This is a genomic window from Janthinobacterium rivuli (genome assembly GCF_029690045.1).
Classification (GTDB): Bacteria; Pseudomonadota; Gammaproteobacteria; order Burkholderiales; family Burkholderiaceae_D; genus Janthinobacterium; species Janthinobacterium rivuli.
Genome location: NZ_CP121464.1, coordinates 3436543 through 3462602, shown reverse-complemented (window position 1 = coordinate 3462602; position 26060 = coordinate 3436543). Strand labels below are relative to the sequence as shown.

At 63.9% G+C, this 26060-nt stretch carries 21 protein-coding genes; 5 read left to right on the top strand and 16 right to left on the bottom strand.

Annotated elements, in window-relative coordinates; translation table 11 throughout:
• Nucleotides 1-2 precede the first annotated feature (2 nt).
• A complete protein-coding gene (locus P9875_RS15620) occupies nt 3-1241 on the top strand; it encodes a TIGR04063 family PEP-CTERM/XrtA system glycosyltransferase (protein ID WP_278315843.1) in 1239 nt (412 codons plus the stop codon).
• Nucleotides 1238-3697 carry a glycosyltransferase gene (locus P9875_RS15615; protein WP_278315842.1) on the top strand — a complete coding sequence of 820 codons (2460 nt, stop codon included), beginning with the start codon at nt 1238-1240 and terminating at the stop codon, nt 3695-3697. Before P9875_RS15620 ends, P9875_RS15615 begins: the two co-directional genes overlap by 4 nt.
• On the opposite strand, the gene P9875_RS15610 is transcribed toward P9875_RS15615, so the two are convergent.
• The 7 genes from P9875_RS15610 to P9875_RS15580 all read right to left on the bottom strand — a co-directional run bounded on the left by P9875_RS15610 (nt 3698) and on the right by P9875_RS15580 (nt 9963).
• Nucleotides 3698-4567: a hypothetical protein gene (locus tag P9875_RS15610; protein WP_278315841.1), complete on the bottom strand. Its 870-nt coding sequence runs from the start codon at nt 4565-4567 to the stop codon at nt 3698-3700.
• A gap of 10 nt (nt 4568-4577) precedes the next feature.
• Complete coding sequence (locus P9875_RS15605) at nt 4578-5318, bottom strand: DUF3944 domain-containing protein (RefSeq protein ID WP_278315840.1); 741 nt, start codon at nt 5316-5318, stop codon at nt 4578-4580.
• 334 nt (nt 5319-5652) lie between these two features.
• Nucleotides 5653-6720, bottom strand: coding sequence for a serine hydrolase domain-containing protein (locus P9875_RS15600; RefSeq protein ID WP_278315839.1), 1068 nt, complete (start codon nt 6718-6720; stop codon nt 5653-5655).
• 149 nt (nt 6721-6869) lie between these two features.
• Nucleotides 6870-8807: a serine hydrolase gene (locus tag P9875_RS15595; protein WP_278315838.1), complete on the bottom strand. Its 1938-nt coding sequence runs from the start codon at nt 8805-8807 to the stop codon at nt 6870-6872.
• A 26-nt stretch (nt 8808-8833) separates the two neighbouring features.
• Nucleotides 8834-9133 (bottom strand): hypothetical protein, encoded by a 300-nt coding sequence (locus P9875_RS15590; RefSeq protein ID WP_278315837.1) that lies wholly within the window; start codon nt 9131-9133, stop codon nt 8834-8836.
• Nucleotides 9134-9271: 138 nt separating this feature from the next.
• Entirely contained in the window at nt 9272-9733 is a 462-nt protein-coding gene (locus P9875_RS15585; protein ID WP_278315836.1) for a MepB family protein, read from the bottom strand.
• Nucleotides 9730-9963 carry a hypothetical protein gene (locus tag P9875_RS15580; protein WP_278315835.1) on the bottom strand — a complete coding sequence of 78 codons (234 nt, stop codon included), beginning with the start codon at nt 9961-9963 and terminating at the stop codon, nt 9730-9732. Before P9875_RS15580 ends, P9875_RS15585 begins: the two co-directional genes overlap by 4 nt.
• Nucleotides 9964-10059: 96 nt before the next feature.
• Between P9875_RS15580 and P9875_RS15575 the strand changes: the two genes are divergently transcribed.
• The gene (locus tag P9875_RS15575) at nt 10060-10422 is read left to right on the top strand and encodes a TfoX/Sxy family protein (RefSeq protein ID WP_278315834.1); all 363 of its coding nucleotides are present in this window, start codon (nt 10060-10062) and stop codon (nt 10420-10422) included.
• Here the strand turns inward: P9875_RS15575 and P9875_RS15570 are convergent.
• The 6 genes from P9875_RS15570 to P9875_RS15545 form a co-directional block, all read right to left on the bottom strand.
• Nucleotides 10411-11415, bottom strand: a complete 1005-nt coding sequence (locus P9875_RS15570) for a 2-hydroxyacid dehydrogenase (RefSeq protein WP_278315833.1) — start codon at nt 11413-11415, stop codon at nt 10411-10413. The genes P9875_RS15575 and P9875_RS15570 overlap by 12 nt on opposite strands.
• An 87-nt stretch (nt 11416-11502) precedes the next feature.
• Nucleotides 11503-12696: a hypothetical protein gene (locus P9875_RS15565; protein WP_278315832.1), complete on the bottom strand. Its 1194-nt coding sequence runs from the start codon at nt 12694-12696 to the stop codon at nt 11503-11505.
• A 2-nt stretch (nt 12697-12698) separates the two neighbouring features.
• On the bottom strand, nt 12699-14246 hold the full coding sequence (locus P9875_RS15560) for an MBOAT family O-acyltransferase (protein WP_278315831.1): 1548 nt from the start codon (nt 14244-14246) through the stop codon (nt 12699-12701).
• On the bottom strand, nt 14236-15309 hold the full coding sequence (locus P9875_RS15555) for a glycosyltransferase family 4 protein (protein WP_278315830.1): 1074 nt from the start codon (nt 15307-15309) through the stop codon (nt 14236-14238). The genes P9875_RS15560 and P9875_RS15555 overlap by 11 nt, the downstream gene beginning before the upstream one ends.
• 2 nt (nt 15310-15311) lie before the next feature.
• Nucleotides 15312-16802, bottom strand: coding sequence for a lipopolysaccharide biosynthesis protein (locus tag P9875_RS15550; protein ID WP_278315829.1), 1491 nt, complete (start codon nt 16800-16802; stop codon nt 15312-15314).
• Nucleotides 16803-16817: 15 nt separating this feature from the next.
• Nucleotides 16818-18902, bottom strand: a complete 2085-nt coding sequence (locus tag P9875_RS15545; RefSeq protein ID WP_278315828.1) for a glycosyltransferase — start codon at nt 18900-18902, stop codon at nt 16818-16820.
• 137 nt (nt 18903-19039) lie between these two features.
• On the opposite strand from P9875_RS15545, the gene P9875_RS15540 reads away from it, so the two are divergent.
• Together P9875_RS15540 and P9875_RS15535 are read left to right on the top strand one after the other, a co-directional pair.
• Nucleotides 19040-20332, top strand: a complete 1293-nt coding sequence (locus tag P9875_RS15540; protein ID WP_278315827.1) for a putative O-glycosylation ligase, exosortase A system-associated — start codon at nt 19040-19042, stop codon at nt 20330-20332.
• On the top strand, nt 20329-21264 hold the full coding sequence (locus P9875_RS15535; protein WP_278315826.1) for a polysaccharide deacetylase family protein: 936 nt from the start codon (nt 20329-20331) through the stop codon (nt 21262-21264). Before P9875_RS15540 ends, P9875_RS15535 begins: the two co-directional genes overlap by 4 nt.
• Here the strand turns inward: P9875_RS15535 and P9875_RS15530 are convergent.
• The 3 genes from P9875_RS15530 to P9875_RS15520 are packed head-to-tail and all read right to left on the bottom strand — an operon-like array spanning nt 21173 to nt 25967.
• Nucleotides 21173-23116, bottom strand: coding sequence for an asparagine synthetase B family protein (locus P9875_RS15530; RefSeq protein WP_278315825.1), 1944 nt, complete (start codon nt 23114-23116; stop codon nt 21173-21175). The genes P9875_RS15535 and P9875_RS15530 overlap by 92 nt on opposite strands.
• A complete protein-coding gene (locus tag P9875_RS15525; protein WP_423221783.1) occupies nt 23113-24372 on the bottom strand; it encodes a pyridoxal-dependent decarboxylase, exosortase A system-associated in 1260 nt (419 codons plus the stop codon). Before P9875_RS15525 ends, P9875_RS15530 begins: the two co-directional genes overlap by 4 nt.
• Nucleotides 24369-25967: an acyl-CoA ligase (AMP-forming), exosortase A system-associated gene (locus P9875_RS15520; RefSeq protein ID WP_278315824.1), complete on the bottom strand. Its 1599-nt coding sequence runs from the start codon at nt 25965-25967 to the stop codon at nt 24369-24371. Before P9875_RS15520 ends, P9875_RS15525 begins: the two co-directional genes overlap by 4 nt.
• Nucleotides 25968-26060 lie beyond the last annotated feature (93 nt).

Below are 26060 nucleotides of genomic sequence, written 5' to 3'. Positions count from 1 at the left end.
CCATGCGCATCCTGCACATCCTCGACCACTCGCTGCCCCTGCACAGCGGCTACACGTTTCGCACCCTGGCCATCCTGCGGCAGCAGCGCGCGATGGGCTGGCACACGACGCAGCTCACCAGTGCCAAGCAGGGGCCGGCCGACGGCGCGCAGCAGCTGGTCGACGGCTGGCATTTCTACCGCACGGCGCCCAGTGCGCGCTGGTGGACGCGCCTGCCCGTGCTGCGGCAGGTGGCCGTCATCGTCGGCCTGGCCGTGCGCCTGCGCCGGCTGGCGCAACGGATCAAACCCGACATCCTGCATGCGCATTCGCCGGCGCTGAACGCCATCGCCGCCCTCAACGCGGGCCGCGCGCTGGGCATTCCCGTCGTGTATGAAGTGCGCGCCTTCTGGGAAGACGCGGCCGCCGACCATGGCAGCAGCCGGCCCGGCGGCCTGCGCTACCGGCTCACGCGCGCGCTGGAAACCTACGCGCTGCGCCGCGCCGATGCCGTCACCACCATCTGCGACGGCTTGCGGCGCGAGCTGTGCGCGCGCGGCGTGCCCGCGCATAAAATCACCGTGATTCCAAACGCCGTCGATGCGGGGGCCTTCAGCGTCACGGCGCCCGACGACTTGTGGCTGGCGCGCAAACTGGGCTTGCACGGACACCTGGTCATCGGCTTCATCGGCTCGTTTTATGCGTACGAGGGACTGGCCCTGCTGCTGCGCGCCATGCCGCGCCTGCTGGCGGCGCAGCCGGCATTACGGCTGCTGCTGGCCGGCGGCGGTCCGCAAGAGGCGGCGCTGTGGGCGCTGGCGGCGCAACTGGGTGTAGACCACGCCGTGGTCTTCGCAGGCAGAGTGCCGCATGCGCAGGTGGCCGCCTATTATCAGCTGGTCGACATCTGCGTGTATCCGCGCCTGCCGATGCGCCTGACGGAACTGGTAACGCCCTTGAAACCGTTGGAGGCGATGGCGCAGGGCCGCCTCGTGGTGGCGTCCGACGTGGGCGGCCACCGCGAACTGGTCGAGCATGGCAAGACGGGCATGCTGTTTCGCGCCGGCGACGCCGAGGCGCTGGCGCAGACCATCTTGTCGCTGCTGCTGGCACCCGCCAGCTGGCCGGCGCTGCGGCGCCAGGCGCGCGCCTTCGTCGAGACGGAGCGCAGCTGGGGCGCCAGCGTGGGCCGCTATGCGCCCGTGTATGCGCGCGTGACGACGGCGCGCATGGCGGAGGAACTGGCAGGAGTCGCGCCATGATCTTCGCGGGCCTGCGCATCGCGCTGGTCGGCCCGCTGCCGCCGCCGGCCGGCGGCATGGCGAATCAGACGGCGCAACTGGCGCGCAAGCTGCGCGAAGATGGCGCGCATGTGCAGCTGCTGGCCGTCAACGGGCCGCATCTGCCGCCATGGCTGGCGCGCATCCGCTACCTGCGCGCGGCGCTGCGCCTGCCCGTGCACCTGTGGCGCCTGTGGCGCACGGCCAATACCGTCGACCTGTTCCACATCATGGCCAATTCCGGCTGGTCCTGGCATCTGCAGGCCGCGCCCGCGCTGTGGATCGCCAGCCTGAAAGGCAAGCCGGCACTGCTCAATTACCGGGGTGGCGAAGCGGCCGTTTTTTTCGCCCGCGCGCCGCGCCTGGTGGCGTTCAGCCTGCGCCGCGCCAGCGCCATCGTCGTGCCGTCGGCCTACCTGGCCGGCGTTTTCGAACAATATGGCCATACGGCGCATATCGTGCCGAACGTGCTGGACTTGCAGCGCTTTACGCGCGCCACATCCGCCGCGCCGCGCGCGCCAGTGGCCGATGGCCCGTGCATCCTCGTGGCGCGCCACCTGGAAGCGCTGTACGACAATGCCAGCGCCGTGCGCGCCTTCGCCATCGTGCGCGAGGCTTTTCCTGCGGCGCGCCTGGTGCTGGCCGGCGGCGGGCCGCAGCGCGCGGCGCTGGCGCGCCTGGCCAGGTCGCTCGGCGTTCTGGACGCCGTGCGTTTCGCCGGCCCCGTCGACAACGCCGCCATGCCCGCCCTGTACCAGGCCAGCGACGTCGTCCTCAATCCCAGCCTGGCCGACAACATGCCCAATTCCGTGCTCGAGGCGCTCGCCTGCGGCGTGCCCGTCGTCAGCACCAACGTGGGCGGCATCCCCGCCCTGCTGCAAGACGGCGTGACGGCGCTGCTGGTGCCGCCCGGCGATCCGGCCGCCATGGCGCAGGCCATCCTGTCGCTGCTGCGCGACCCGCCGCGCACGCAGGCGCTGGTCGACGCGGGCCTGGCGCACGCCGCCACCTTTGGCTGGCCCGATATCGCGCCCAGGCTGGCCGCCCACTACCGCCGCATCCGCGCCGCGCCCCGTCCTGGCGCCTACACGCGCTGCGTCGCCCGCTGGCTGTTTCCCCTGCATGAATGGATCAAAGGCCACCACAGCGCGCGCCTGCTGCGCCGGCTGGAACGCTCGCAGTGGTGGAGCACGGAGCAGCTGCAGGAATGGCAGCTAGCGCGCCTGCGCGCGTTGCTGCGCCATGCGGGCGAACACGTGCCGTATTACCGCGCCCTGTTCGCCCGCAGCGGTTTCGATCCGGAACAGGTGCGGCAACTGGCCGACTTGTCGCGCCTGCCGCTGCTGAGGAAGGTTGATATCGCCAGCGCGCGCGACAGTTTCAAGTCGGCGCGCGCCGTGGGTTTGCGCCCGTTCGCCACGGGCGGATCCAGCGGCGAACCGCTGCAATTTTTTCTTGGTAGGCGCAGGGTCAGCCACGACATCGCCGCCAAATGGCGTGCCACGCGCTGGTGGGGCGTCGACATCGGCGACCGCGAAGCCGTGCTGTGGGGCTCGCCCATCGAACTGCACGCGCAAGACCGCGTGCGCCGCGTGCGCGACGCGCTGCTGCGCACGACCTTGCTGCCCGCGTTTGCCATGTCGCCCGACCGCCTCGATGGTTATGTCAGGCAATTGCGCAGCTGGCGTCCGCGCATGCTGTTCGGCTACCCGTCCGCCCTGTGCCGCATCGCCAGCCACGCCAGCGCGCGCGACCTGCCGCTCGACGGCCTGGGCGTGAAAGTGGCGTTCGTCACGGCCGAACGCCTGTACGACGAGCAGCGCGCGCAAATCGCCGCTGCCTTCGGCTGCGCCGTGGCCAACGGCTACGGCGGGCGCGACGCGGGCTTCATCGCCCACGAATGCCCGGAAGGCGGCATGCACATCACGGCCGAAGACATCATCGTGGAAATCGTCGACGGCCAGGGCCAGCCGCTGCCGCCAGGGGCCACGGGCGACATCGTCGTCACCCACCTGGCCACGCAAGACTACCCCTTCATCCGCTACGCCACGGGCGACGTGGGCGCGCTGGGCACCGAGCCGTGCGCCTGCGGCCGCGGACTACCCCTGCTGCAGAAAATCGAAGGGCGCAGCACGGATTTCCTCACGGCCGTCGATGGCACCGCCATGCACGGCCTGGCCCTCGTCTACATCGTGCGCGAACTGCCGCAGGTGCGCAGTTTTAAAATCATCCAGGAAAGCCTGCTGCGCACGCGAGTCCTGCTGGTCTGCCTGCCGCGCCTGGACGCCGCCACGCGCACAGCCATCGTCACCGGCTTCCAGGCCAGGCTGGGCGCGCAGGTGGACATCGCCATCGATGAGGTCGACGAGATCGCGGCGGAGGCGTCGGGGAAATACCGCTATGTGGTGAGCGCAGTGACGCAGGCAGGCAGCCCGTAGTTAGCTGGCAGCGCGGCCCGCAGGCAGCGACAGCAGAATTTTCCCGTGCTCGGATTGGAAAAGCTGCCTCGCATTTGCTTCAAGCGAGCGATAAACCTCGCTGCGCGCTCCGGCACCACCGCGTATCATTTCTTGATGTAAACCATTCATGAACCGACGGAAAACTTGCAAACCATCGTTGAATCGCCCCGCACCATCGAGCAGGATATGTTCTGCAAGCCGCAGTTTGCCAATACGCGCGCAAAGCAGATATTCGATATGAATTCCCGCGGGCATCATGTCGAGCATTAATTGGGCGAAATTGGTGATCGACGTTAAATGCGTTGGGGACACGTCTTTGGACGACTTCGCCATGGCAAGAATATTATCGATAAAGGACAGGATTTCATTGCGTTTCGCCGCCATGCTGGTCAACAGCGGAATGGCAAGCTCACGTATTTCCGATGCCAGGCTACGATCCTGCAACAAGGTTCGCGCTGCCTCTACCAGTCCTACATATTCACTGATCTTACCCATGTAAAATACAATGTGTTGCGACCGCACATCTTGCGCAATGACATCGACAGCGGCCTGGATTTTATCCAGTTTCTTTGCCAAATATTTTGTCTGCACCACGATCGCGGCAAGAATAATGCCGGTCGACACGGCTGCGGCGATCACCGTCGTCGCCTGCGCCATTTTCAGCGCTTCTTCCACGCTCTTGGCCGCACTTTCCTTGAATGGAAGATGCTGGATGATGCCAGACCCGCCGCTGCCCTCGGCCCAGTATGCCACGCCGTCATGTATGGCTGCCTTGCCTTCCGCCATCGCTTGTATCAACACTGGCTTCAATTTTGCCTGGTCGATGATCCATATTGTTTCTTGCAGCATTTATACTTCCTTAGAAAAATTCACGTGCTTCACATTCTCGGCGCATATAAGCGATTTGAATGACGGCAGGAATCGTTACCCGATAAGCGGCGCCGCTGATTGCGGGCACGGTGAGCGCGGCCGATACGGCCAATCCGACAGGACCGGCAAACATGGCCAGGCTTCTGCCCAGACCACCTGTCGCAATGACGCCAAGCGCCCGTCCCGCGAACATGCTTGCAGCGGATCTGGCAATCAGCGAAGATATTTGCAGGGAACCGATGCCACTCAACAAGGCCGCTTTCAGCAAGGCCAATCCTTCCCCATCGCGTGAGTTGTAGCCGATATCAAATTCCTTCAGCAGCGAAGCGCGTTGTTCCGCACCGAGCTTTTCCCAGGCATCGCCGATGAATTTCTCCAGCAGCTTGTTTTCCATCGCATAGGCGGAACTGTTTTTTTCCGTTTTGACTTTCTGGTTATCGCACACGTCCGACAAAATCTCCTTGTACAACACGCCATCGCCACGAAACAGGTTGACGATAGTGTCGCCGCCGAAATGCTGAAGCTCGCCGGCAATCAACTGCCAGCATTGCCGGTACTGGTCCGTCTTTCCAGCAAACTTCTTGAAGTTATCATCTGCAAGAAGTTCGCTGGCCATGCGAGCCGACTGATCTTTGTCGTGCGTGAGATAGCCAGCCAAAATACGCAAATCCTCTTCCTTGCAATACTGCAGGAATACGAGGTCTTCATCGACGCGATATTTAATACCCATATTTCCCCTTGGTAATTTTCTTGTATTGTATTTTTAATTGCACCCAACTTACAAGGCAAAACAAGGAAAAACATGCAATATAAAGCCGATGCCACTTTTATTCTCTCATTGGCGCATGACGGCGCGGAACTGGCATTGGCACTGCAATCGAGCCTGCCACTGTCGCCGGCATATGCGCCGCTGTAACGTGTGACAGTGCTGGCAGCATGGTGGAAGTCAAAACGGCCAAGACAGCTTCGCGTTAGCGTATGGCCTTCACCAACACTCTTCGGCCGAGCGTGATTGCAGGAACACAGCCAGCACCTTGCGAAACGGATGATGCGCGGAGGTTCAGCTATTTCAAAAGGCTGCTGTTCATTACTATTTCCCTTACTTTTATTTCGAAATGGTAATGAACGCCACTATCTTCGCTAAACTGATTTTCCAAAACAATGACATCAACATCTTTTTCAGGGAAATAGACTTTGATCGAGGCAAAGCCCAAGCCCTTCCCGGAATGGCCTATATACTTGACCGTATCCTTGTCACTCACATAAACACCGTAACCATAACCGATTTCTCCGTCACCGAAAGCCACGTGCTGACTGGATATGGAATAATTCGTCATCAGCTTATAGGTTTCGGCTTTTAAAATCTTCCCCTTATGAAGTTTCTCATCCCAGATATTTAAGTCCTTCACATTTGAAACAATTCCTCCTGCCGGGATGAAGCCTGTCCAGTCTTTTCCCTGAACAGGATGTTCCTTCAGTGCGAATACATTTTTCGTGTTGACATATCCATTGATGACGTTATTATTCTTGTTTTCCTCATAGCAAAAACTATTCACCATCCCCAGCTCTCTGAACAGCTCATGCGCTGCATCGACATAGACTTTTCCGCTGACTTTTTCAAAAATATTGCTCAGCATTGAATAAGTCGTAACGCCATACAGAAAGTCCGTTCCGGGCTTGAAGCTGAGTGGCTTGTCGATTTCCGTGATTCCTGCTGAAAAGTTGAGCAGTTGATGCACCGTCACCTCGTCGGCCCAGGCCTGCGGCAAATCGGGCAAATATCTTCTAACGGGACTTTGCAAGTCTATCGTGCCTTTTTCAACTTCCCTCAAAATCAACACAGCCGTAATTTGCTTGCTATTCGACATGATTCGGAAATTATCTTCCAGCCTTAACCGTGTTTTATTTTTAACATCAGAATAACCAAAGGCTTTTGCGTATTTCTCCTTGCCATTCTTCGTGATGAGAATGACGCCATTAAAGCTTCTAGGACTTGTTGATTTGACCAAGTTGTCGATCTTGGCGGAATAATCATCTTCCTTTTCCGCATGTGAATGATCGCCAACTTGGGCAGTCACGAATGTGGATGTCATCAACAAAAAAGAAAGTGCAGATATTGTCAGTGGCAGCATCGTTTTTCTTTCAATATGGAGATTCTGGTTTGATTTATTATTTCCAATGAACAAAAAATTCTACAAGATTGATCACCTGACAAGTACTGGCCTGTCAGTGAATGCGGATCCAGGCGCGCAAAAGAATGAAGGCTAGCCACGCCGGGCGTTCAGTCGTCCACCAGATCGAAGTCGGTCAGCAAACCGTCCGCGGTCAGGTAAACCAACAATTTTCGCTCCGGCTTGATGCCGCTCACGTGGAAGGCAAGGACGCTGTCCACCTTGCTGCCATGCCGTTCGATCTCGCGGCCAGCAACAGCTTGCTCGTGCAAAAAAGTCAGCGACTTGACATTGACCAGTTCGCCAATCGCCTGTGTGCCAAAATTGTTCTTGATGCCGGGCGTGGCAAAATCCGAATTGGCCAGGGCGCTGCCGCCACGCCCAATGTCGGACAGCAAGGCCTGCACATTCCGGGTGCGCGCAGGCTTGGGGTCGGTGCGTGCTGCCAATGTGTGCAGCAGCGGGCCGATGCGCGGCGCCGTGTTGGCTTTGTCTTTGGTCGTCACGACGACGCCTGTCACCTCTGCCTGCGCATCGACGACGAACGCCAGTTCGCAATTGCGCGACGTCGAATGGAAGCGGTGTGGGCCGACAGGCACGAACACTTCGTCAGGCAAGCCATCGAAAATACTACGTAGCTGGCCACCCTGCATATCGAAGGTTCCCATCGTGTTGTTCGCCAACTCGTAGCGGCCCGTGTAGCGGATGAGTTCCTTGGCATCGATGTTGATGGCGGGTTGCCTGAGCAACACGTCATAGTCGGCTTCTGGCCAGTGATAAGCGCGGCCGATGGCGGCCGTCAGGCGGTCCATCATGCGGGAATTGTCATTTGCGTTAATCATGATCACGGCCCCCTGGCCGGTCCGGGAAAATGCCGTCAGCAAGGTATCGAAGCCTTCGTCACGTCCACCGTGCGAGAAGCGTTGCGCGCTGCCGCTGCCGTGAAGGAAGACGCCCAGGCCCGCGTTCTCTTTTTGCGGACTCAGCATCTGCCGGGCCAAGGCTGCCGAGATGACGGGGTTGGACGTGCCAGCCAGGGACTGCTGTACCCCGATGGCGAAGCGCGCCAGGTCCGACGCGTTGGTCCATAAGCCGGCCGCCGCCATTTCAGGGTACACATGCCAGCGTCCCGCGACCAGGCTGCGGTCGGCAAGGTGGCCGCTGGCATTCAGGCGCGCGCGCTCGGCTGGCGGCGGTTGCAAATAGGAGCTCTCGTTCATGCCCAAGGGATTGAGGACGGCGTCGCGCATGTAGTCGGGAAACGCCTGGCCGCTCACGTCGGCCACCATTTGTTGCATGACGGTATAGCCGCCACCCGAGTAACGCACCTTGCTGCCTGGAACGATGTCAACGCGAATGGCTGCGGTATTCGCGGGCTTCTCGCCGTCGAGCACCTGGACCACGCTGGGTACTGGCGCATTGCTGGCATAGCCGGGAAAGCCGTGCACGTTCAGTCCCGCGTTGTGGCTGAGCAGCCTGCGCAGGGTCACCTTCTCTTCGGCCGACAAGGCGTTGTCCGGCAGCTTCCACGTGCGCAGCCTGGTGTTGACGTCATCGTCAAGCGCAAGCTTGCCTAGCTCGACCAGGTGCAACGCCCCCAGCGCGGCCACCGGTTTGCTGACCGAACCGGCCTGGAACAGTGTGTGCGGGCTGACCGGCGTCTTGCCGCCCTTTTCCGTGACACCGTACCCTTGCGCCCTGACAATCTTGCCGTTCTCGATGATGGCAAGCGACAGGCCGGGGATTTGCCGCATCGTCATTTCGGCGTTGATGATGTCGTCCAATGCGTCCGCCTGGGCACTACTTGCGAACAACAGGGTCACGATGAATGCCAGGGGATGAACTCGCATGAACGCTTCTTTCAATGGTGGTTGATGGATGCCAGGAAGGAAAAGTTGACGATACCTTACCTTGTACGGGCGCAATGCAGGATTGCGACAGGCCGTCAGATATCGGCCATGGGCGGTCATATTCCCGGATGCGTTGCGTTCCGCCTTTGCTGGCGTGACCGATTGCATCCGCAGCGGGAAGCAAATATCGGTCGGCAACGAAATTCGTCACTTCATACAGTCTATTATCTGTCCTGCTTGCGCCTTGTGAAAACCGCCCAGGCAAGCACCGCAATGCCTGCAACGATACATCCGGCCAGACTGACGGCGGCACCAAAAATGTACCACGCCACATCGAATCCATGACTGTAGAATGTTCCGACAAATCGTCCACTCACCAGCCAGACCAACACCGCCAATTTAAGCAGAAAGTATTTTACTTTAGCGATGGGGCGACCAAGGCGCATCTGTTGAAGAGCGGCCGCACCCATGATTAAACAAGCCAAACTGGCCGCAATTATCAAGCGTGAAAATGAATACTCCATATCGCAACCTAACTTGTAGCTGAGCCAGCGGGCCCGGAGCGTAAAGAACCGAGGGGTTCAAGTGCAGCAGCCAGTTATCGCCTGCAACTACACCACCGGCTTGAACCTGCACTACGGAACTTGTGCTACCACCGACAATCACTGCCCGAACAGTTGTTCCAGCCTTCGTTGATCTCCCGCCGCCACAAAACAGGCACTCTGCCAGCGCTGCGTGCGCAAAGCCTGGACCGATTCCGGCACGCACCAGGGCGGATACACGCGCAGCGCCCGTTTGCCGCCTTGGCCGGCGCGCGACATCACGCCCCGTTCCAGCAGCACGCTGCGCGGGAAAATGAAAAAGCCGTGCTGTACCTCATCGCCGACGGCGATGATGACGACGTCAAAAGGGTCCGCTTCGTCCAGCGGGGCGATGTCGGCGTCGGGATGGGGGCGCTTCCAGATGGTGACGAACTGGCCGGTTTTTGTCGGCGTGGTTTTCGCCACGCGCAAGACCAGGCGCTTGCCGTGCAGTTCGGCACGGCAGGCGCCGTATTCCGCGCTTTCCGCTTCCGGCACGGGCGCTTGCGGCAAGCCCAGGAAAGCCCAGGGACTGGTCTTCATTGTGCGCTGAACTCGGCTGCGGCCTTGGCCGCCCACAGCGCTTCGGCATGGCTGGCGAACGGGCTGTCGTAGCCGTCGACCTTGCCATCTTCATCGACAAAATACAGCCACCAGCCGTCGGCCTGCTGGCGGATGGCTGTGTGGCCCGGTGCGCAATGGGTTTCGATGGCGTCGCTGGCGGCCAGGGTGGTAATGCGGATGCCGCGGTGAATAATATGCTCGGTTGTCATGGGGGGAAGTCATGCGAAAAAATCAATGGCCGTAGTGTAGCCGCACCGGCCTCTCCTTGCCAGTGCGCTACACTATTCCTTCACACGGAGGACGACATGGCATCACAGCAAGGCACGGTGGATTTTTTGCTCGACCAGATGGCGGGCGCGGGCAGCATCAGCGCAAAGAAAATGTTTGGGGAATATGGTTTGTATTGCGACGGCAAGATGTTCGCCATCGTCGCCGACGACCAGCTGTTCATCAAGCCAACGGACGCGGGACGCGCCTGGATCAGTGCGCAAGGCACTCTGCAGGAAGCGCCGCCCTATCCGCAAGCCAAGCCGTATTTCCTCATCGATGGCGGGCTGTGGGACGAGCGCGACTGGCTCAGCCAGCTGGCGCGGCGCACGGCCGACGCCTTGCCGCTGCCGAAACCCAAGCCGCCGCCCAAGCCTAAAAAACCGGCGTCAGCTGCTTAAGACGCTGTTTTCACACGCCTTGCCTTCACGGAAGCACGCCAGGTTGTGATACGTGATGGCGGCGATCTCGCGCAGCGCTTCGCTGGTGAAAAAGCCCTGGTGGCCCGTCACCAGCACGTTCGGGAAGGTCATCAAGCGCTGGAAGATGTCGTCGTCGATAATGTCGGACGAACGGTCCTGGAAGAACAAATTGCTTTCCTGCTCGTAGACGTCGATGGCCAGGGAACCGAGCTGGCGCGATTTGAGCGCCTCGATGACAGCTCCCGTGTCGATCAGGCCGCCACGCGAGGTGTTCACCAGCATGGCGCCCTTCTTCATCAGCGGCAAGGTTGCTTCGCTGATCATGTGGCGCGTGCTGTCCATCAAGGGGCAATGCAGCGAGACGATGTCGGACTCGGCCAGCAGTCGCGGCAGTTCCACCATGCTGCCCAGTTCCCCGAACGCGGGCGCCGGATACGGGTCGTGGCCCAGCACCGTGCAGCCAAAGCCTTTGAAGATGCGCGCCGTTGCCAGGCCGATCTTGCCCGTGCCGACGATGCCAACCGTTTTTCCGTGCAAGGTGGCGCCCAGCAAGCCGTCCAGCGAGAAATTGCCTTCGCGCACGCGGGCGTAGGCGCGGTGCGTGTGGCGGTTCAGGGTCTGCACGAGGGCCAAGGTGTATTCGGCCACGGCTTCCGGCGAATACGCGGGCACGCGGGCGACAAACAGGCCCAGGCGCCGGGCCGCTTCCAGGTCGAGGTTGTTGTAGCCGGCGCAGCGCAGCAGGATGGCGCGCACGCCGTAACCGTGCAGCGATTCGAGCACAGTCGCGTCGAGCACGTCGTTGACGAAGACGCAGACCGCGTCGGCCCCTTGCGCCAGGACCACGGTTTCCTGGCTCAGCAAGGCGCTGTGGTAGACCAGTTCGATGCCGGCGGAGTCCGGCTGGAACGGCAAGGCTTCATCGAAGAAACGGCGGTCGTAGGGCTGGCTGGCAAAGAAGGCGATTTTCATGGGGCGTCCTGGAACTTGCTGGATGGCAAAACACCATCATAGCGCAAGCGCCCTGCCCCACGGTGTACGCCTGGCTTCCCTGGCCGCCTATTTGGGTTCGCGTGGCAAGGTGAGCACGTGGCGCAGATATGCCGTTTCCACGGCGTGCTGCGCGTGGTAGCGCTCGCGCGCGGCACGCATGGCCGCCTGGTGGGCCGCGATGCCGGTTTCCGTCAGCTCGGCGCCGAAGTCCGCCGGCGGCGGTACCGGGCCGCCGAACAGGCGCGCCAGGATGAAGCGGCCCACATTGTCGCGGTAGTGCGACGCTTCCCAGTAATAACGCATCTCGCGCGCCCCTGTCACTTGCGGAATCGATTCGCTGGTGATGCTGTTGAAGCCGGAAAAATCATACACGCGCACGTCGCACCCCTGGCTGCGGTAGCGCCCGGCCATCTGCGCCAGGTCGCGCTGCCATGCTTCCATGGCATCCCATTTGCCGCGCCAGTACAGGGCGTCGAGCGTGAGCGCGTGCGTGGGATTGATGTACAGGCGCAAACGCGTGCCGCCCCGGCACAGCTTCCCGACGCTCGCATCGAAGGCCTGCAGCGCGGGCGCCGTCGGCCCCAGGCCATCGCCGAACTCCTGCAGCCGCGGCTTGAAGGCGCGCGCCGTGCCGGCCCAGCCGTGGTTGCGGCTGGTGATGCAGGACTCGTCGCGCTGGCCGTGCAGGGCCAGGCTGGACAGGCACACGCCGTCATAAGTGCCGCTGAGGATGCGCCAGCTGTCGTGGGTCATGTCTACCGTCAGGCCGCGCTTGATGTTGAGCAAGGCACGCCGCGCGAAAAACGCGGGGCCGTCATCCGTCAAGCCCGGCTCCACGCCGGCCGAGCCCAGTTCCAGGGAAAACGAGGGCGCGTCGATGCCCCACACGAGGGTGTCGACATGGCTGACCCGGGCCGCGTGTTCGGCCAGGCGGATGGCGTCGCCGATCGAAGCGCCCGAGACGGCGCTGTTGAAGACGCTCTTGCCATTGAACAAGGTACGCATGCTACTGGCCGGCAAACCCATTTCCGTACGCGAATTGCCGATATACACGACAGCGGGCCGGTAGCGCGCCACGGCGTACGTCTTGCCCCACACGCTGAGCTTTTCGGTCGTCGGCCGCAATCGCTGCAGCAGCGGGCTGTCCCACTGGTGCAGCAAGTATGGATCGACGTGGTAATTGACGGCGGAGACCAGGGCCAGCGCGGCCAGCGCGCAGGCAAGGAAGATGGCGAGGTAGCGGCGGGCAATGGTATCCATGGTCAGAATTGAAAGTAGAGAAATTCGGTAACCCGGTTCATGCCGAAAATGCAGGCGATGAACAGCGCGGCAAAGCCCAGGCTCCAGCGCGGCGTGGGCCGCCAGCTGAAGGCCCAGCGCCCAGCCGGTTGAAATATTCTTTCAATGGCAGGCTCGTAGAGAAAGAAAATTTCTTGCGTGTTCGGCGCCCGGAAAGCCAGCAGCATGGCGCCCAGCAGCACGGGCAAGCCCGGACCCACCAGTTCGATCCAGCGGATGCCGTCGAACGCCGGATGCATGCCCCACTGCGCCAGACTGGCCGCGTGACTGGCCAGGCCGCGCGGCAAGCTCACGCCGTTCGCGCCCACCAGCGCGCCCGTGATGTCCCAAGCCGTGGCCACGTCAGGCGCGCGGAAAAAGATCCAGGCCAGCATGACGGCAAGAAAAGTCAGCAAGCTCGGCCACCAGCGCGCCGTTGCCGCGCCAAACATGCGCTGCCACGCCTGCTGCAGCACCAGGTACAGGCCGTGCAAGCCGCCCCAGATGACAAAAGTCCAGCCGGCGCCATGCCACAGGCCGCCCAGCAGCATGGTCAGCATCAGGTTGCGGTAGCGCATGGCCTCGCCGCGCCGGCTGCCGCCTAGCGGAATATATAAATAGTCGCGCAGGAAACGCGACAAGGTCATGTGCCAGCGGCGCCAGAAGTCCGCGATATTGGCCGCCTTGTACGGCGAATTGAAGTTCAGCGGCAATTTCACGCCGAACAGGCGCGACAGGCCGATGGCCATGTCGGAATAGCCGGAAAAGTCGAAATACAGCTGGAAAGTATAGGCCAGCACGCCGATCCACGCTTCAATCAGGGTCGGCTGCGCGCCGGCCGCAAAAACAGGGATGGCCAGCGGCGACAGGTTGTCGGCGATCAGCACCTTTTTTGCCAGGCCTATGGTAAAGATCGACAAGCCGATGGCGAAATTGGCAGCGCGCGGATGGGCGTTGGCCGGGTCGGCGAACTGCGGCATCATGTCGCGGTGGTGCAGCACGGGTCCGGCGATCAGGTGGGGGAAATAACTGACGAACAGCACATAGTGGATGAAACGGTACTCGCGCACCTCGCCCCGGTAGCAATCGACGAGGAAGGCGATCTGCGTGAAGGTAAAGAAAGAGATGCCGATCGGCAGGATGATGTCGAGGCCAGCCCACGGCAGACCTCCGCTGCTGGCGGCCACGGCATTGACGCTGTCGATAAAGAAATTCGCATATTTGTAGTAGGCGAGCAGCCCCAGGTTCAAGGCCAGGGCCGCGACCAGCGCACGCTTGCGGGCCGCGCCCGCGCAGGAGCCGATCAGGCGCCCGGCGCCGTAGTTGACGCAGATCGAGGCCAGCAACAGCGGCAGGTAGCGCACGTCCCACCAGGCATAGAAGAATAACGAGGCGAGCGCCAGCCAGGCGGCCGGTGCCAGGCGCCAGCTGGCCTTGGCGCCCCCGGCAGACGCCCAGCGGTCCAGCAGAAAATAGCCGGCCAGCACGATGGGCAGATAGCCGAACAGGAAGGCGAAGGAATTAAACAGCATGCTGCCTCCTGGCAGGCAAGGACTGGGCCTGGTAGTAACAATCGGCGATCTGGGCCGCCACCCGCTCCCACGTAAAGCGCTCCACCAGCGCTTGCACGCGAGCGCGTTCGGGGGGCAGCGCCAGCAGTTCGAGGATGGCCTGGCGCTGCGCGGGGCCGTCGTCCCAGCGCACCTTGCGCAGCGCGAAGGCGGAATCGGGCAAGTCCAGCGCGCTTTGCGCCGTCATGACGACGGGCGTGCCGGCCGCCAGCGCTTCGAGCACGCTCAAGGGAAACACCTCGCCCTGGCTGGGCAAAGCCGCCACGGCCGCCGCATGGTAGGCGCTGGCCAGCAGCGGATCGGCGTGGTCGAGCGCGCCCAGCCAGCTGACGTGCGGCAAGTCCAGCAACAGTTGCAGATACGCTTGCTGCTCGCGCGGCGCGGCGCCGATCAGCACCAGGGGCAAGCCGGCACCCGCCAGCGCCTGCGCCAGCCCCAGCTGGTTCTTGTAGGGCGAAATGCTGCCCACCATCAGCACGAACGGTCCGGCGATGCCCGTTTCGCGCAGGAACAGATCGCCATTGGCCGTGAAGAAATGCGGGTTGATTCCATTTGGCAAGACGCGAATGGCGTCGGCCGGCATGCCGAAACCTTGCGCAATGGCGTCGCGCTCGGCCTCGCCCAGGGCGATCACCACGTCGGCCAGCTGCAAGGCGCGCCGGGTTTGCGCATAGCTCGTTTGCACCATCCACTCCGTCAGGCGCCCCGCCAGCCGGTCGGCCAGCCGTGCGCGCCAGGCGCTGGCCCGGCCCCAGCCCGGCGACAGCAGCGGCGACAGCACCACGGGCACGCCTTGCTCGCTGGCCATTTCCATGATGCGGTAAGTCCCGTTGCTCGCCGAAAATACGTGCAGCACGTCGAAATCGGCCAGCCGCTCATGGTTGGCGTCGACCAGCTGCACTTCCAGGGGCCGCGCCGGCTGCACGGGTAGCCGGTTCAACGCGGCAATGGTTTCGCGTACCTGGATCTGCAAGCCGCCGTCGCGCTGGAACAGCATCGGGTAGGACAAGATACCGACACGCATGGTCACCCTTTCGTGGATTTGACTGCCAGCCAGCGTCCCGCCAGCTTGCGTTGCAACAACAAAAACTCACCGGCCAGCTCATGTTCCAAGAGGAACAGACCGGCCAGCCAGCACAGCAAGGTGGCCAGCGCCGTGCCCGTCAGCGCCAGCAGCGCCGGGGTTTCCGTTGGCAGCCACAGCAGCGAAGCGATGGGCGCGACGGCGCTGACACCGCAAAGCAGCAGGCTCTTGCGCAAGGCCCGCGCCAGGATGCGCCAGTCCAGCGCGCTCAAGCGCCGCAGGCAGCCGTAGTTCAGCCAGCTGCGCAGCACGTTGCTGAGCACCACGGCCCAAGCTACCACCACCAGGCCGAACGGCGCCGCGGCCAGCAGCAGCGCCACCTTGATGACGCCGGCGCAGGCATCGAGCCGCACTTGCGCGTGCAGCTGGCCCGTCGCCACGAACAGGTAGCGGGCCATGCTGAACATGCTATACACGGCCGAAGACAGGCACATGATGCGTATCAAGGGCACACAGGCTAGCCATTGCGTGCCATACAACACCTTGACCAGGGGCAAAGCCATGCAGGCGAGAAAGAGAAAAAACGGCCAGGCCAGCGCCGTCATGTAGCTGATGGTGCGCAAATACACGAGTTCCGCCCCGCCCTGTCCGCCCTGTCCCCCCTGTCCTCCACCTTCGCGCGCACGCGCCGCGAACAGGGGAAACACGACGGGAGAAATCGCGCTGGTGATGGCCTGGTTGAAGATATTGAGCACGCTTTGCGCCTTGCCGAACAGGGCCAGGCTTTCAATGCCGATCAGCTTGCCGATGATGAGGTCCGGCGCCGCCACGCCCGCCTCGTCGACGAGGCCGCCCCCCGTCGCATACGCGCCAAAGCGGGCGATATCGCCCATGCCGCGCCGTCCCGGCAGCCACGGCAGCTCCTTGGGCCGGACCAGCAGGCTCACCAGCAGCGAGGCGCAGGAACCGGCCAGCGCCGCCCACACCATGCTCATGTAACTGTAGCCCTGCAGCGCCAGCAGCACGGCCACCAGCAGGTTGACCACGCTATTGGCCGCGTTGATGGCATAGATGGCGCGAAAGCGCAATTGCCGGCGCAGCATCGGCAACGTCAAGGCGCTGAACGGGATCAGCAGGAAATTGATGGACAACAAGCGCAGCACGAGGGTCAGCCGGGGTTCGCCATAGAATTGCGCGAGCGGCCCGCTGGCCAGCAGCACCAGGCCCGCCAGCAGCCAGGCGACAAGCAGGCTGGTGGCCAGCGCGGCCCGCAATTTCACTGTATCGAGCTGCTTTTCCTGAATCAGATATTGCCCCACGCCAAAATCGCGCACCACTTGCGCCAGGGCCACCAGCACGGCACCCAGCGAATACACGCCCACCTCGGCCGGCGTCAGCAGGCGCGACAGCACCATGGTGGCGACAATGCCCAGCAGCAGCACCGTGTATTTTTCGGCGAAGGAAAAGAAAAACGAATGGCGGGTGGCACTCATGCGGGCCGCCCGCGCCTACACGAGGCCGGCGTAAAATGCGCGCAGCTGGCGTTCCAGGCGCGGCATAGAATAGCGCTGCACGGTCTCTTCGCGGGCCAGCCGTCCCATGCGGGCGCGCCGGGGCGCATCCATCAAGAGTTGCGCCACGGCCGCGCAGGCGGCCTGCTCATCTCCCAGCGGCAGCAGCAAGCCGCCTTCGCTGTCGTGCAGGATATCATGGGTGCCCGGCACGTCCGTCCCCACGGCCGGTACGCCGCAAGCCATGGCTTCGATGGTGGCGATGCCGAAACCTTCATTTTTACTCAGCAACACATGCAGATCGAAGGCCGGCATCAGCAACTCGACGCGCTGCTGGAAACCGGCAAACACGATGCGCTCCTGCAAGCCCGATTGCTGTGCCTGCAGCCGCAGCATGGCTTCCAGCGGCCCCGTGCCCACGAGCACCAGATATAAGTTTGGAAACTGCGCAGCCAGCCTGGCGAACAGGGCGAGCAGCGCTTGCGGGCGCTTTTGCGCCGACAGCCGGGCCACGCAACCGAGCACCAGCGCGTCCGGCGGCAGCCCGAGTTGTCGCCGCGCCAATACTCTCCGTTCGGGCGAGACGATAAACGTGTCCGTATCGACGCCGTTCGGGATCACGGCTAGCCGCGTTTCCGGGTTCAGCATGCCGCGATACAGGTCAAGAAAATGCCGCATGGCCGATGGCGACACGGCATACACTCCCTTGACGCTGCGAAACGCTTCCTGCAGCCGGGGCCGCTGCCAGTCGCTGAAGGCTTCCAGGGGAAACGCATTGTGCACGCTGATCACGGCCGGCAGCCGGCATTGCCGGGCCAGCCACAGGATGGAAGCGCCATAACTGGTCCAGCAAAAGGCCACGTGAACCAGATCGGGCCGCAGCCGCCGCAACCGCCAGGCGCCCATGACCCTGGCGCGCAACCAATTCCAGCGGCGCCAGGCCCAGTGCTCGAGAAACAATGGCGGTTCATACACTTGCACCTGCAAGCGCTGCGCCCGCAGGCCCTGTACCCACTGCGTAAAACCGGGAAAGCGCCGCAGGGCAAGCACGCTGTCATAGCCGCTCGCGCCCAGCATTTTCGCCTCTTGCGCCATACGCAGCTCCATGCCGCCCAGCTCGCCTGAATAACTGCTGATGACGATGCGCGGCAAGCGTTTGCGCCGGCCCCGCCACGTTTCATGGAAGAAACCGCGCAGCCACGCCCGTTCCCACTGGCGCAGGAACAGGTCGGCGTGGTCGCGCCGCAGCCAGGCCCGCACGGCGCCGAGGGTATCGCGCACGTATCTGCCCAGCATCCAGCGTGGCACGCCCAGCAACTCCACGCTCGGTGCAAAGGTGGCCAGCCGGCATTGGCCCCGGCCAAACAGCATGGCGCGGCGCAGTATCCAGGCGCGCTGCACTTGCGGCGCGCGGATGATGTGCGCCACTTTCGCCTGCGGACAGAACCAGGATGGATTGCCGGCCGCATGCATTTCCAGGTTAAGCCGGGTTTCGCTGCCCATGGCGTAATTGGCCCCCTGCGGGCCGATGCTTTCGTCATAGCGGGCGCCCGCCTCGAAGATGCGGCGGCGTATCGCCATGTTGGCGCCCCAGACCAGACCCGGATAGATTGGCGCGTCGCGCAGGTCTGGGCTGGTGATGCCCCACGTCAAGCCAACGGGCGTCAGGCGCAGCAGCCAGTCTTCCGGTCGCTGGCGCCAGGCGGGCACGATGGCGCCGCCGAACAGGGCGTAGCCGGGGTGATCACGTGCGCTGTCCTGCAAGCGGCACAGCCAGTCCGGTGCGGGCATGGCGTCGTCGTCGCCAAACACGAACAGCTCGGCGCCATCGCCGCCCAGGCGCAAGGCGTGTTCGACGGCCCCGTTCAAGGCGGGACTGCGGCCCCGTCGCGCCACATAGACGGAACGCAAGGGCAAACGGCCGCGGAAGGCGGCGATCACCTGGGCCGTGGCATCCGTGCTGCCATTGTCGGCGATGATCAGGCGCCAGCCGCCCACGGGCGAACGCAGCCCCATGTAGGCGCGCAATACCTGGGGCAAGGTGCCGGCGCCATTGTAGGTCGCCATGAGAACGGTCAACAAGGACATGCCTCCTTGGTCTTACCATGACAAAACTATGCATCAAGCAGTATTGATCCAGTGTACTGAGCCTGCCCGCCAGCCCGTTGACAGGCATCAATACCTTGCCAGCCCGGACACAACCAGGAGCGTCCCCCTTCATGCGCGACATACTGATTACCATCATCATCCTCGGTTCGCTGCCCTTCATCCTGAAGTCGCCGGCCATCGGCGGCCTGATGTGGGTCTGGGTCAGCGTGATGAATCCGCACACGCAGGGCTGGGGCTTTGCCACCCACATGCCGTTCGCCTTCATCATCGCCGTCGCCACCCTGCTCAGCCTGCTCATGACGCGCGAGCCGAAAAGCTTGCCGCTCACGCCCGTCAGCGTGCTGCTGCTGTTGTTTGTCGTGTGGATGAATGTCACGGCCCCGTTCGCCCTGCTGCCGGCGGCGTCGTGGGTGCAGTGGAACAAGGTCATGAAGATCATGCTGATGAGCTTTGTCATCATGATGGTGATACGCACGCGGCGCGACATTGTGCGCCTCGTCTGGGTGCTGGTCGGGTCGATCGGCTATTACGGCGTGAAAGGCGGCATTTTTACTATCCGCAGCGGCGGCACGGAGCGGGTCTGGGGGCCGGAAGAAACCTTTATTGGCGATAACAATTCCCTGGCCCTGGCCCTGATCATCACCATCCCCCTCATGTATTATTTGCAGCAAAACACGGACAAGCGCTGGGTACGCCATGGCTTGTCCGCGGCCATGTTGCTGTCGGCCCTGGCTGCGCTGGGCTCATATTCGCGCGGCGGGCTGCTGGCCATTGCCGCCATGGGCCTGTTCATGTGGCTGAAAAGCGACCGCAAGCTGGTGCTGGGCGCGCTGCTCGGCGCGGTCGCGCCGCTGCTGCTGGCCTTCATGCCCGAACGCTGGGCCGAACGCATGGACACCATCAATACCTACCGGGACGATGTTTCCGCCATGGGCCGCCTGAATGCCTGGCGCATGGCCTGGAACCTGGCGCGCGACCGTTTTCCCGGCGGCGGCTTCGACGTGTCCGACGCCTCCATCTTTGCCCGCTACGCGCCCAATCCCATGGATGTGCACGCGGCCCACAGCATTTATTTCCAGGCGCTGGGCGAACACGGCTTTGTCGGCTTGCTGATTTACCTGGCGCTGGGCATCGCCACCTGGCGCACTGCCGCCGCCATCATCCGCCGCACGCGGGGCAAGCCTGAATTGCGCTGGGCGCTGGGCCTGGCCACCATGAGCCAGGCCAGCCTGATCGGCTTTGCCGTGGGCGGCGCCTTCCTCAGCCTGCTGTACTTCGACATGCCGTATTACCTGATGGCCGCGCTGATCGCCACGCGCATCGTCGTCGAGCAGCAAGCCACGGCCCCCACGCCCACGATCCGCCGGGCCAAACCCGGAACAGCCATCGCGGAGCAGCCATGACGGCCACCTTGTCCATCCTGATTTACCACCGCGTGCTGGCGCGGCCCGACCCGCTGTTTCCCGGCGAAGTCGATGCCGTGCTGTTCGAGCGCCAGTTGCGCCTTATCAAACGTTTCTATACGCCGCTGCCGCTCGGAGAGGCCGTGCAGCGCCTGCAAGATGGCAGCCTGCCGCAGCGCGCCGCCTGCATCACGTTTGACGACGGCTATGCGGACAATGCGCAAATCGCCCTGCCGCTGCTGCGGCGCCATGGCTTGCACGCCACGTTTTTCATCGCCACGGGCTACCTGGACGGGGGACAGATGTGGAACGACACGGTGATCGAGGCCGTGCGCCAGGCGGCAGGACCTATGCTGGACTTGCGCGAGCATGAGTTGGGAGCGTTCCCCGTCGCCAGCCTGGCGCAGCGGCAAGCGGCCATCGCCACCCTGCTGGGCCAGCTCAAATACCTGCCGTTCGCGCGACGCCAGCAGCTGGCCATGTACATCCGCCGCCAGGCAAGCGTGGCGGCAGGCCCGCCAGCCATGCTGAGCACGGCGCAGCTGCGCCAGTTGCAGGCGGCCGGCATGGAGCTGGGCGCGCACACGGACAGCCATCCAATTTTATCCACCTTGCCGGACCACGCCGCGCGGCAAAACATTGCCGACGGCAAGCGCCAGCTGGAAGCGTTGATCCAGGCGCCCGCGACCCTGTTTGCTTATCCGAACGGCAAGGCCGGGCGCGATTATGGCGCGCCGCACGTGGCGATGGTCAAGAGCCTCGGTTTCAAGGCGGCCGTGGCGACGGACTGGGGCGTGGCGCGTCCCGGCGCGGAGCTCGATTTGCTGCAGCTGCCCCGCTTTACGCCGTGGGATCGAGGACGGCTGGCGTTTCTGTGGCGCATGCGGCAAAACCGCCGGCAAGCGCACCCAGCGCGCCCGGATGCTGGCTGAGCCATTGTTCCAGCATCAGCAGCAGCCACACCATGGTGCCGTGATAAGCCGGGTGTTCCGCCAGCAAGCGCCCTTGCAGATCGTCGATGAAGGCGGGCCGCACGATGCCGCGCCCGCGCAGCTGGGTCAGGTTGTCAAACGCGAATTCGCGCAGCGGAGGATGGCTGTGCAGCCACTGGCCAAAAGGCAGGCCGAAGCCGTGCTTTTTCTTGCGCACGATGGCCGGCGGCAAGATCTCGGCCAGCGCCCGCTTGAAGAAAGGCCGCAGGCGCATGCCGTCGAGCTTGTCGCGCGGCGCCAGGCGGGCGGCAAACGCCACCATCGCATCGTGCAGGAAGGGAAACGCCGCTTCCACGCCGGCCAGCTCGCACGCCTTGCGCACCTTGAACAGGTCGTTGTCGGCCAGGGTAAAACGCATGTCCAGGGCCAGCAGTTCATTGATCTGGCTCAAGCCCTGGCCTTGGCGCTCCCAATACGCGCCATTCACGCAGCCGGGCGCCATGCCCAGGTCGATGGTGTCGATGAAGCCCGCTTCCAGCACCGTGCGGTGGCCGTGGCGCAGCAGCAGGTTGTAGCTGTCGAGCCGGGCCGGCAGCGGCAGGCTCGCTTGCTCGATGTAGCGGCGCGCCTTGTCGGCCAGCCGCCACGGTTTGCCCCTTTGCTGGCGGAACAGCAGCGGCTCGATGATGGCCTGGCGCAACATGACGGGCAAGCGCTCGTACTGCGACAGCAAAGCCTGGTGCGCATAGCGCTCATTGCCGCCAAACAATTCGTCGCCGCCATCGCCACCCAAGAGCCGCGTCACGCCATCCTCGCGCGCCATCTGCGCGCAATAGTAAGCGGGAATGGCCGAGGCATTGCCGAAAGGCTGGTCGAAGATGGCCGCCATGGCGGGGATGGCGGCCAGCACGTCGGACGGCGTCACGTAGCGTTCGTGGTGGATGCTGCCCGCGTGGCTGGCGGCCAGGCGCGCATACGCCATTTCGTCATAGCCGGGAGCATCAAAACCGATGGAATACGTGCGCGCGGGCCGGCCAGTCACCTGGCCGATGATGGCGGCCAGGGTGGAACTGTCCGTGCCGCCGCTGAGAAATGCGCCCGTGTCCGCCCCATCCGCGCCCAGGCTGCTTTCCACGGCCTGGCGCAGCAGGCGCAGGAATTCCTGCTTGTTGCTGGCAAAGCTGGGCCGCGCGCGCCCTGCTGCCGGCTCGTGGAAAGCCAGTTGCCAGTAGCTGCCCTTGCATTGCTTGCCGCCGCGCACATGCAGGTATTCGCCGGGCAGCAGGCGCTGCTGGCCAAGATAAGCCGTGGCCGGGCCAGGCACCATGTGGAAGAATAAATAGTGATACAGCGCTTGCGGATCGAGCGCGCCCCGCACGGACGGATGGGCCAGCAAGGCGTCATGCGAGGAGGCAAAGAACAAGCCCTGCGCATTGCTCGCATAGCTGAGCGGATGGATGCCGGCGCGGTCCACGGCCAGCAGGGCCGAGCCGGAAAAGGCGTCGAGGATGGCCAGACAGAAAGGCCCGGACAGGCTGGCGCAGGCGGCCACGCCCCGGCTCAGCCACAGGGACGCGAGGCGGGACGCCACGTCGTCGGCCGAGCCGTCAAGCTCGGGCCGGCCCCAAATGGCCACTTGCAAGCCATCTTGCTGATATACATGGCGGCTGCCGCCGATGGCGGCCACGGCCACGCCGCCCACTTCGCTCACGCTGGCGGCCAGCGGTGCGCTATCGAAACGCGACAAGGGCGCGGCCATGCTTGCCAGCGCGCTCGACGCTACGCCATCGGAAGCCGTGCCGACGGTACCCACGCCGCCAAGCGCCGCCAGCCAACCGCACAGGCCGCTCATACGAGCACCTCGGCCGGCAGCGGATGGCCGAGAAAGGCCGTCGGGCTGGCCGTCAAGCCATACGCGCCCGACTGAAACACGACCACCAGATCGCCCTCCTCGGCGCGCGCCATCTCCATCTGGTCGGCCAGCAAGTCCAGCGGCGTGCACAGCGGCCCTACGACGGACGCCACTTCGCGCGGCGCTCCCTGCAGCCGGTTGCCGATGGCGACCGGGTAATTCTTGCGGATCAGCTGGCCAAAATTGCCCGAGGCCGCCAAATGGTGGTGCAAGCCGCCATCCGTGACGAGAAATACCTGCCCATGCGACACCTTGCGCTCGATCACCTTGCACACATACACACCCGCCTCGGCCACCAGATAGCGGCCCAGCTCCAGGTTCAGGCGCACGCCCGGTGCCGCCTGGGCCAGGATGGCGAGTTGCCGCTGCAAGCCGTCCGCCACGGGCGCCAGGTCGAGCGCCTGATCGCCGGGAAAATACGGCACGCCGAAGCCGCCGCCGATATTCAGGGTGCGCAAGGGCGATGGCGCGCTGTCGGCCAGTTGCAGGGCCAGTTGCACGCTCAGCGCCTGCGCTTCGGCCAGGGCTGCCGCCGACAGGCTTTGCGAACCCGCATACAGATGAAAGCCGTGAAAATCCAGGCCCAGCTGGCCGATGCGGCCCAGCAGCGCCGGCACGAGGGCCGCATCGACGCCGAATGGCTGCGCGCCGCCCCCCATGCGCATGCCCGTGCGGCGCAAGGCGAAATCAGGATTCACGCGCACGGCCACCCTGGCCGCCAGGCCCAGCCGTTCACTGGTCAGCGCCACCTTTTCCAGCTGGGCGCCGGACTCCACGTTGATCAAGACGCCAGCGGCCACGGCCCGCGCCAGCTCCCCATCGCGCTTGCCCGGCCCCGCAAAACTGATACGCTGCGGCGCCATCGGCGTATCGAGCGCGGTCGCCAGTTCGCCGCCCGAGGCCACGTCGATGCCATCGACCAGCCCCGCCAGCCACTGCACCACGGCCGGCATGGGGTTGGCCTTCATGGCGTAATGCAGGTGCACGCCGGCCGGCAAGGCGGCGCGCAGTTCGGCCACGCGGCGCGTGATGTGCGCACGTTCATAGGCGTAGAACGGCGTGCTGCCCACTCTCTGGGCCAGCTGGCGCAAAGGCACGCCGCCAATCTGCAGCATGTCACCGTCCACGGCAAACTGCTGGCCCAAGGCCGAGTGCGAGGGCAATTCCGTATTGTTCGAGCGGATCAGATCCTTCATGCCGCATCTCCTGTTTGGACCGCATACGCGCGCGCCAGTTCCCTGGCCAGCAAGGGACGGTCTATCTTGCCGTTCGGATTGCGCGGCAGCAGGCCGTCGCGGATCTCCACCCACAGCGGCACCATATAGCTGGGCAGACGCGCGCGGCAGGCGGCCAGCACGCTGTCGCGCTGCAATGCCACGCCGGGGGCGGGCGTGACTAGCAAGGCGATGGCCTGGCCAAGCACGGCGTGGGGCAAGCCCAGCGCGGCGGCCTCGCCCACCAGCCCGCTCGCATACGCGACTTCCTCGATCTCGGCCGGGCTAACCCGGTAGCCCGACGTCTTGATCATGTCATCGCTGCGGCCCACGAAATACAGATAGCCGTCCGCATCGCGGCGCACGGTGTCGCCCGACCAGACGGCCAGCTCCGGCAGCACCAGGCCGCTGGCCTGCGGCGGCAGCGGCTTGAAGCGCTCGGCCGTGCGCGCCGCGTCGTTCCAGTAGCCAAGCGCCACCAGCGCGCCGCGGTGCACCAGTTCGCCCGGCTCGTCGGCGTCGCACACGCTGCCGTCGGGACGCAGCACCAGCACTTCCGCGTTGGGAATCGCTTGTCCGATGGAGTCGGGGCGCCGCTCCAGCTGTTCCGGCGCCAGATACGTCGAGCGGAACGCCTCCGTCAGGCCATACATCAGGTAGACCTGCGTGCGCGGCAGCGACTGGCGCAGCCGGTCGAGCGTGGATCGCTGCATCACGCCGCCCGAATTGGTGATGTAGCGCAAGGGCGTGGACAGGGGCCAGCTCAGCTGCGACAGCTGTACCCACAGGGGCGGCACGGCGGCCAGGCCCGTGATGGCTTCCTGCTCGACGGCTTCGACGATATCGCGCAGCAGCAGATAATTCATCAGCACGGCGCAGGCGCCGCTGGCAAACGCCGTCGTCAGCTGGCTCAAGCCATAATCAAAACTGAGCGGCAGGACGCACAGAATGCGGTCTTCCGGCGTGTTGCGCAAATAGCCCGACACGCTGAGCGCGCCCGCCAGCATGTTGCGGTGCGACAGCACCACGCCTTTCGGCCGCCCCGTGCTGCCCGAGGTATATAAAATGGCGGCCATGTCGATGTCGATCGCCCCGTGCGGCTGGGCCGTGGGTGCGCCAGCGACAGGCACGGCGTTCCACGGCAGCAGCCGTATCTTGCCCAGGCTCAATTGCGCCTCGCCTTCGCCCGTCAGCAGCACCGTGCGCAAGTCCGGGCAGGCGGCCAGCGCCGGGCCCAGCTGCGCCAGGCGTTCGCGCGAGGTGACGAGGATGTCCACGTTGCAGTCGGCCAGGATATACGCCACCTGGTCCGGCTTGAGCAGCGGATTGACGGGCACGAACACGCCGCCGGCGGCCGCCGCGCCAAACATGGCGCTGACGTTTTCCGGGCGTTTTTCCAGGTACACGGCCACGCGCGCGCCGCGCTGCAAGCCCAGGGTCAGCAGGGTAGCGGCCGCCTCGCGCACGGACTGCGCCAGCGCGGCATAGCTCAACTCCGCACCCTGCCACGACAGGGCCGGCGCGTGGGGGGTGCGCTGCGCCGTTTCGAAGATCAGATCGTGTATCAGTGTCGCCATCGTGTCATCCCCGGGTTGCCATGATTGCCATGCATCCCCCTATGATTCAGACAAACGGCCACAGCGGTCTTGATTTTGATCAATTAACAGTTT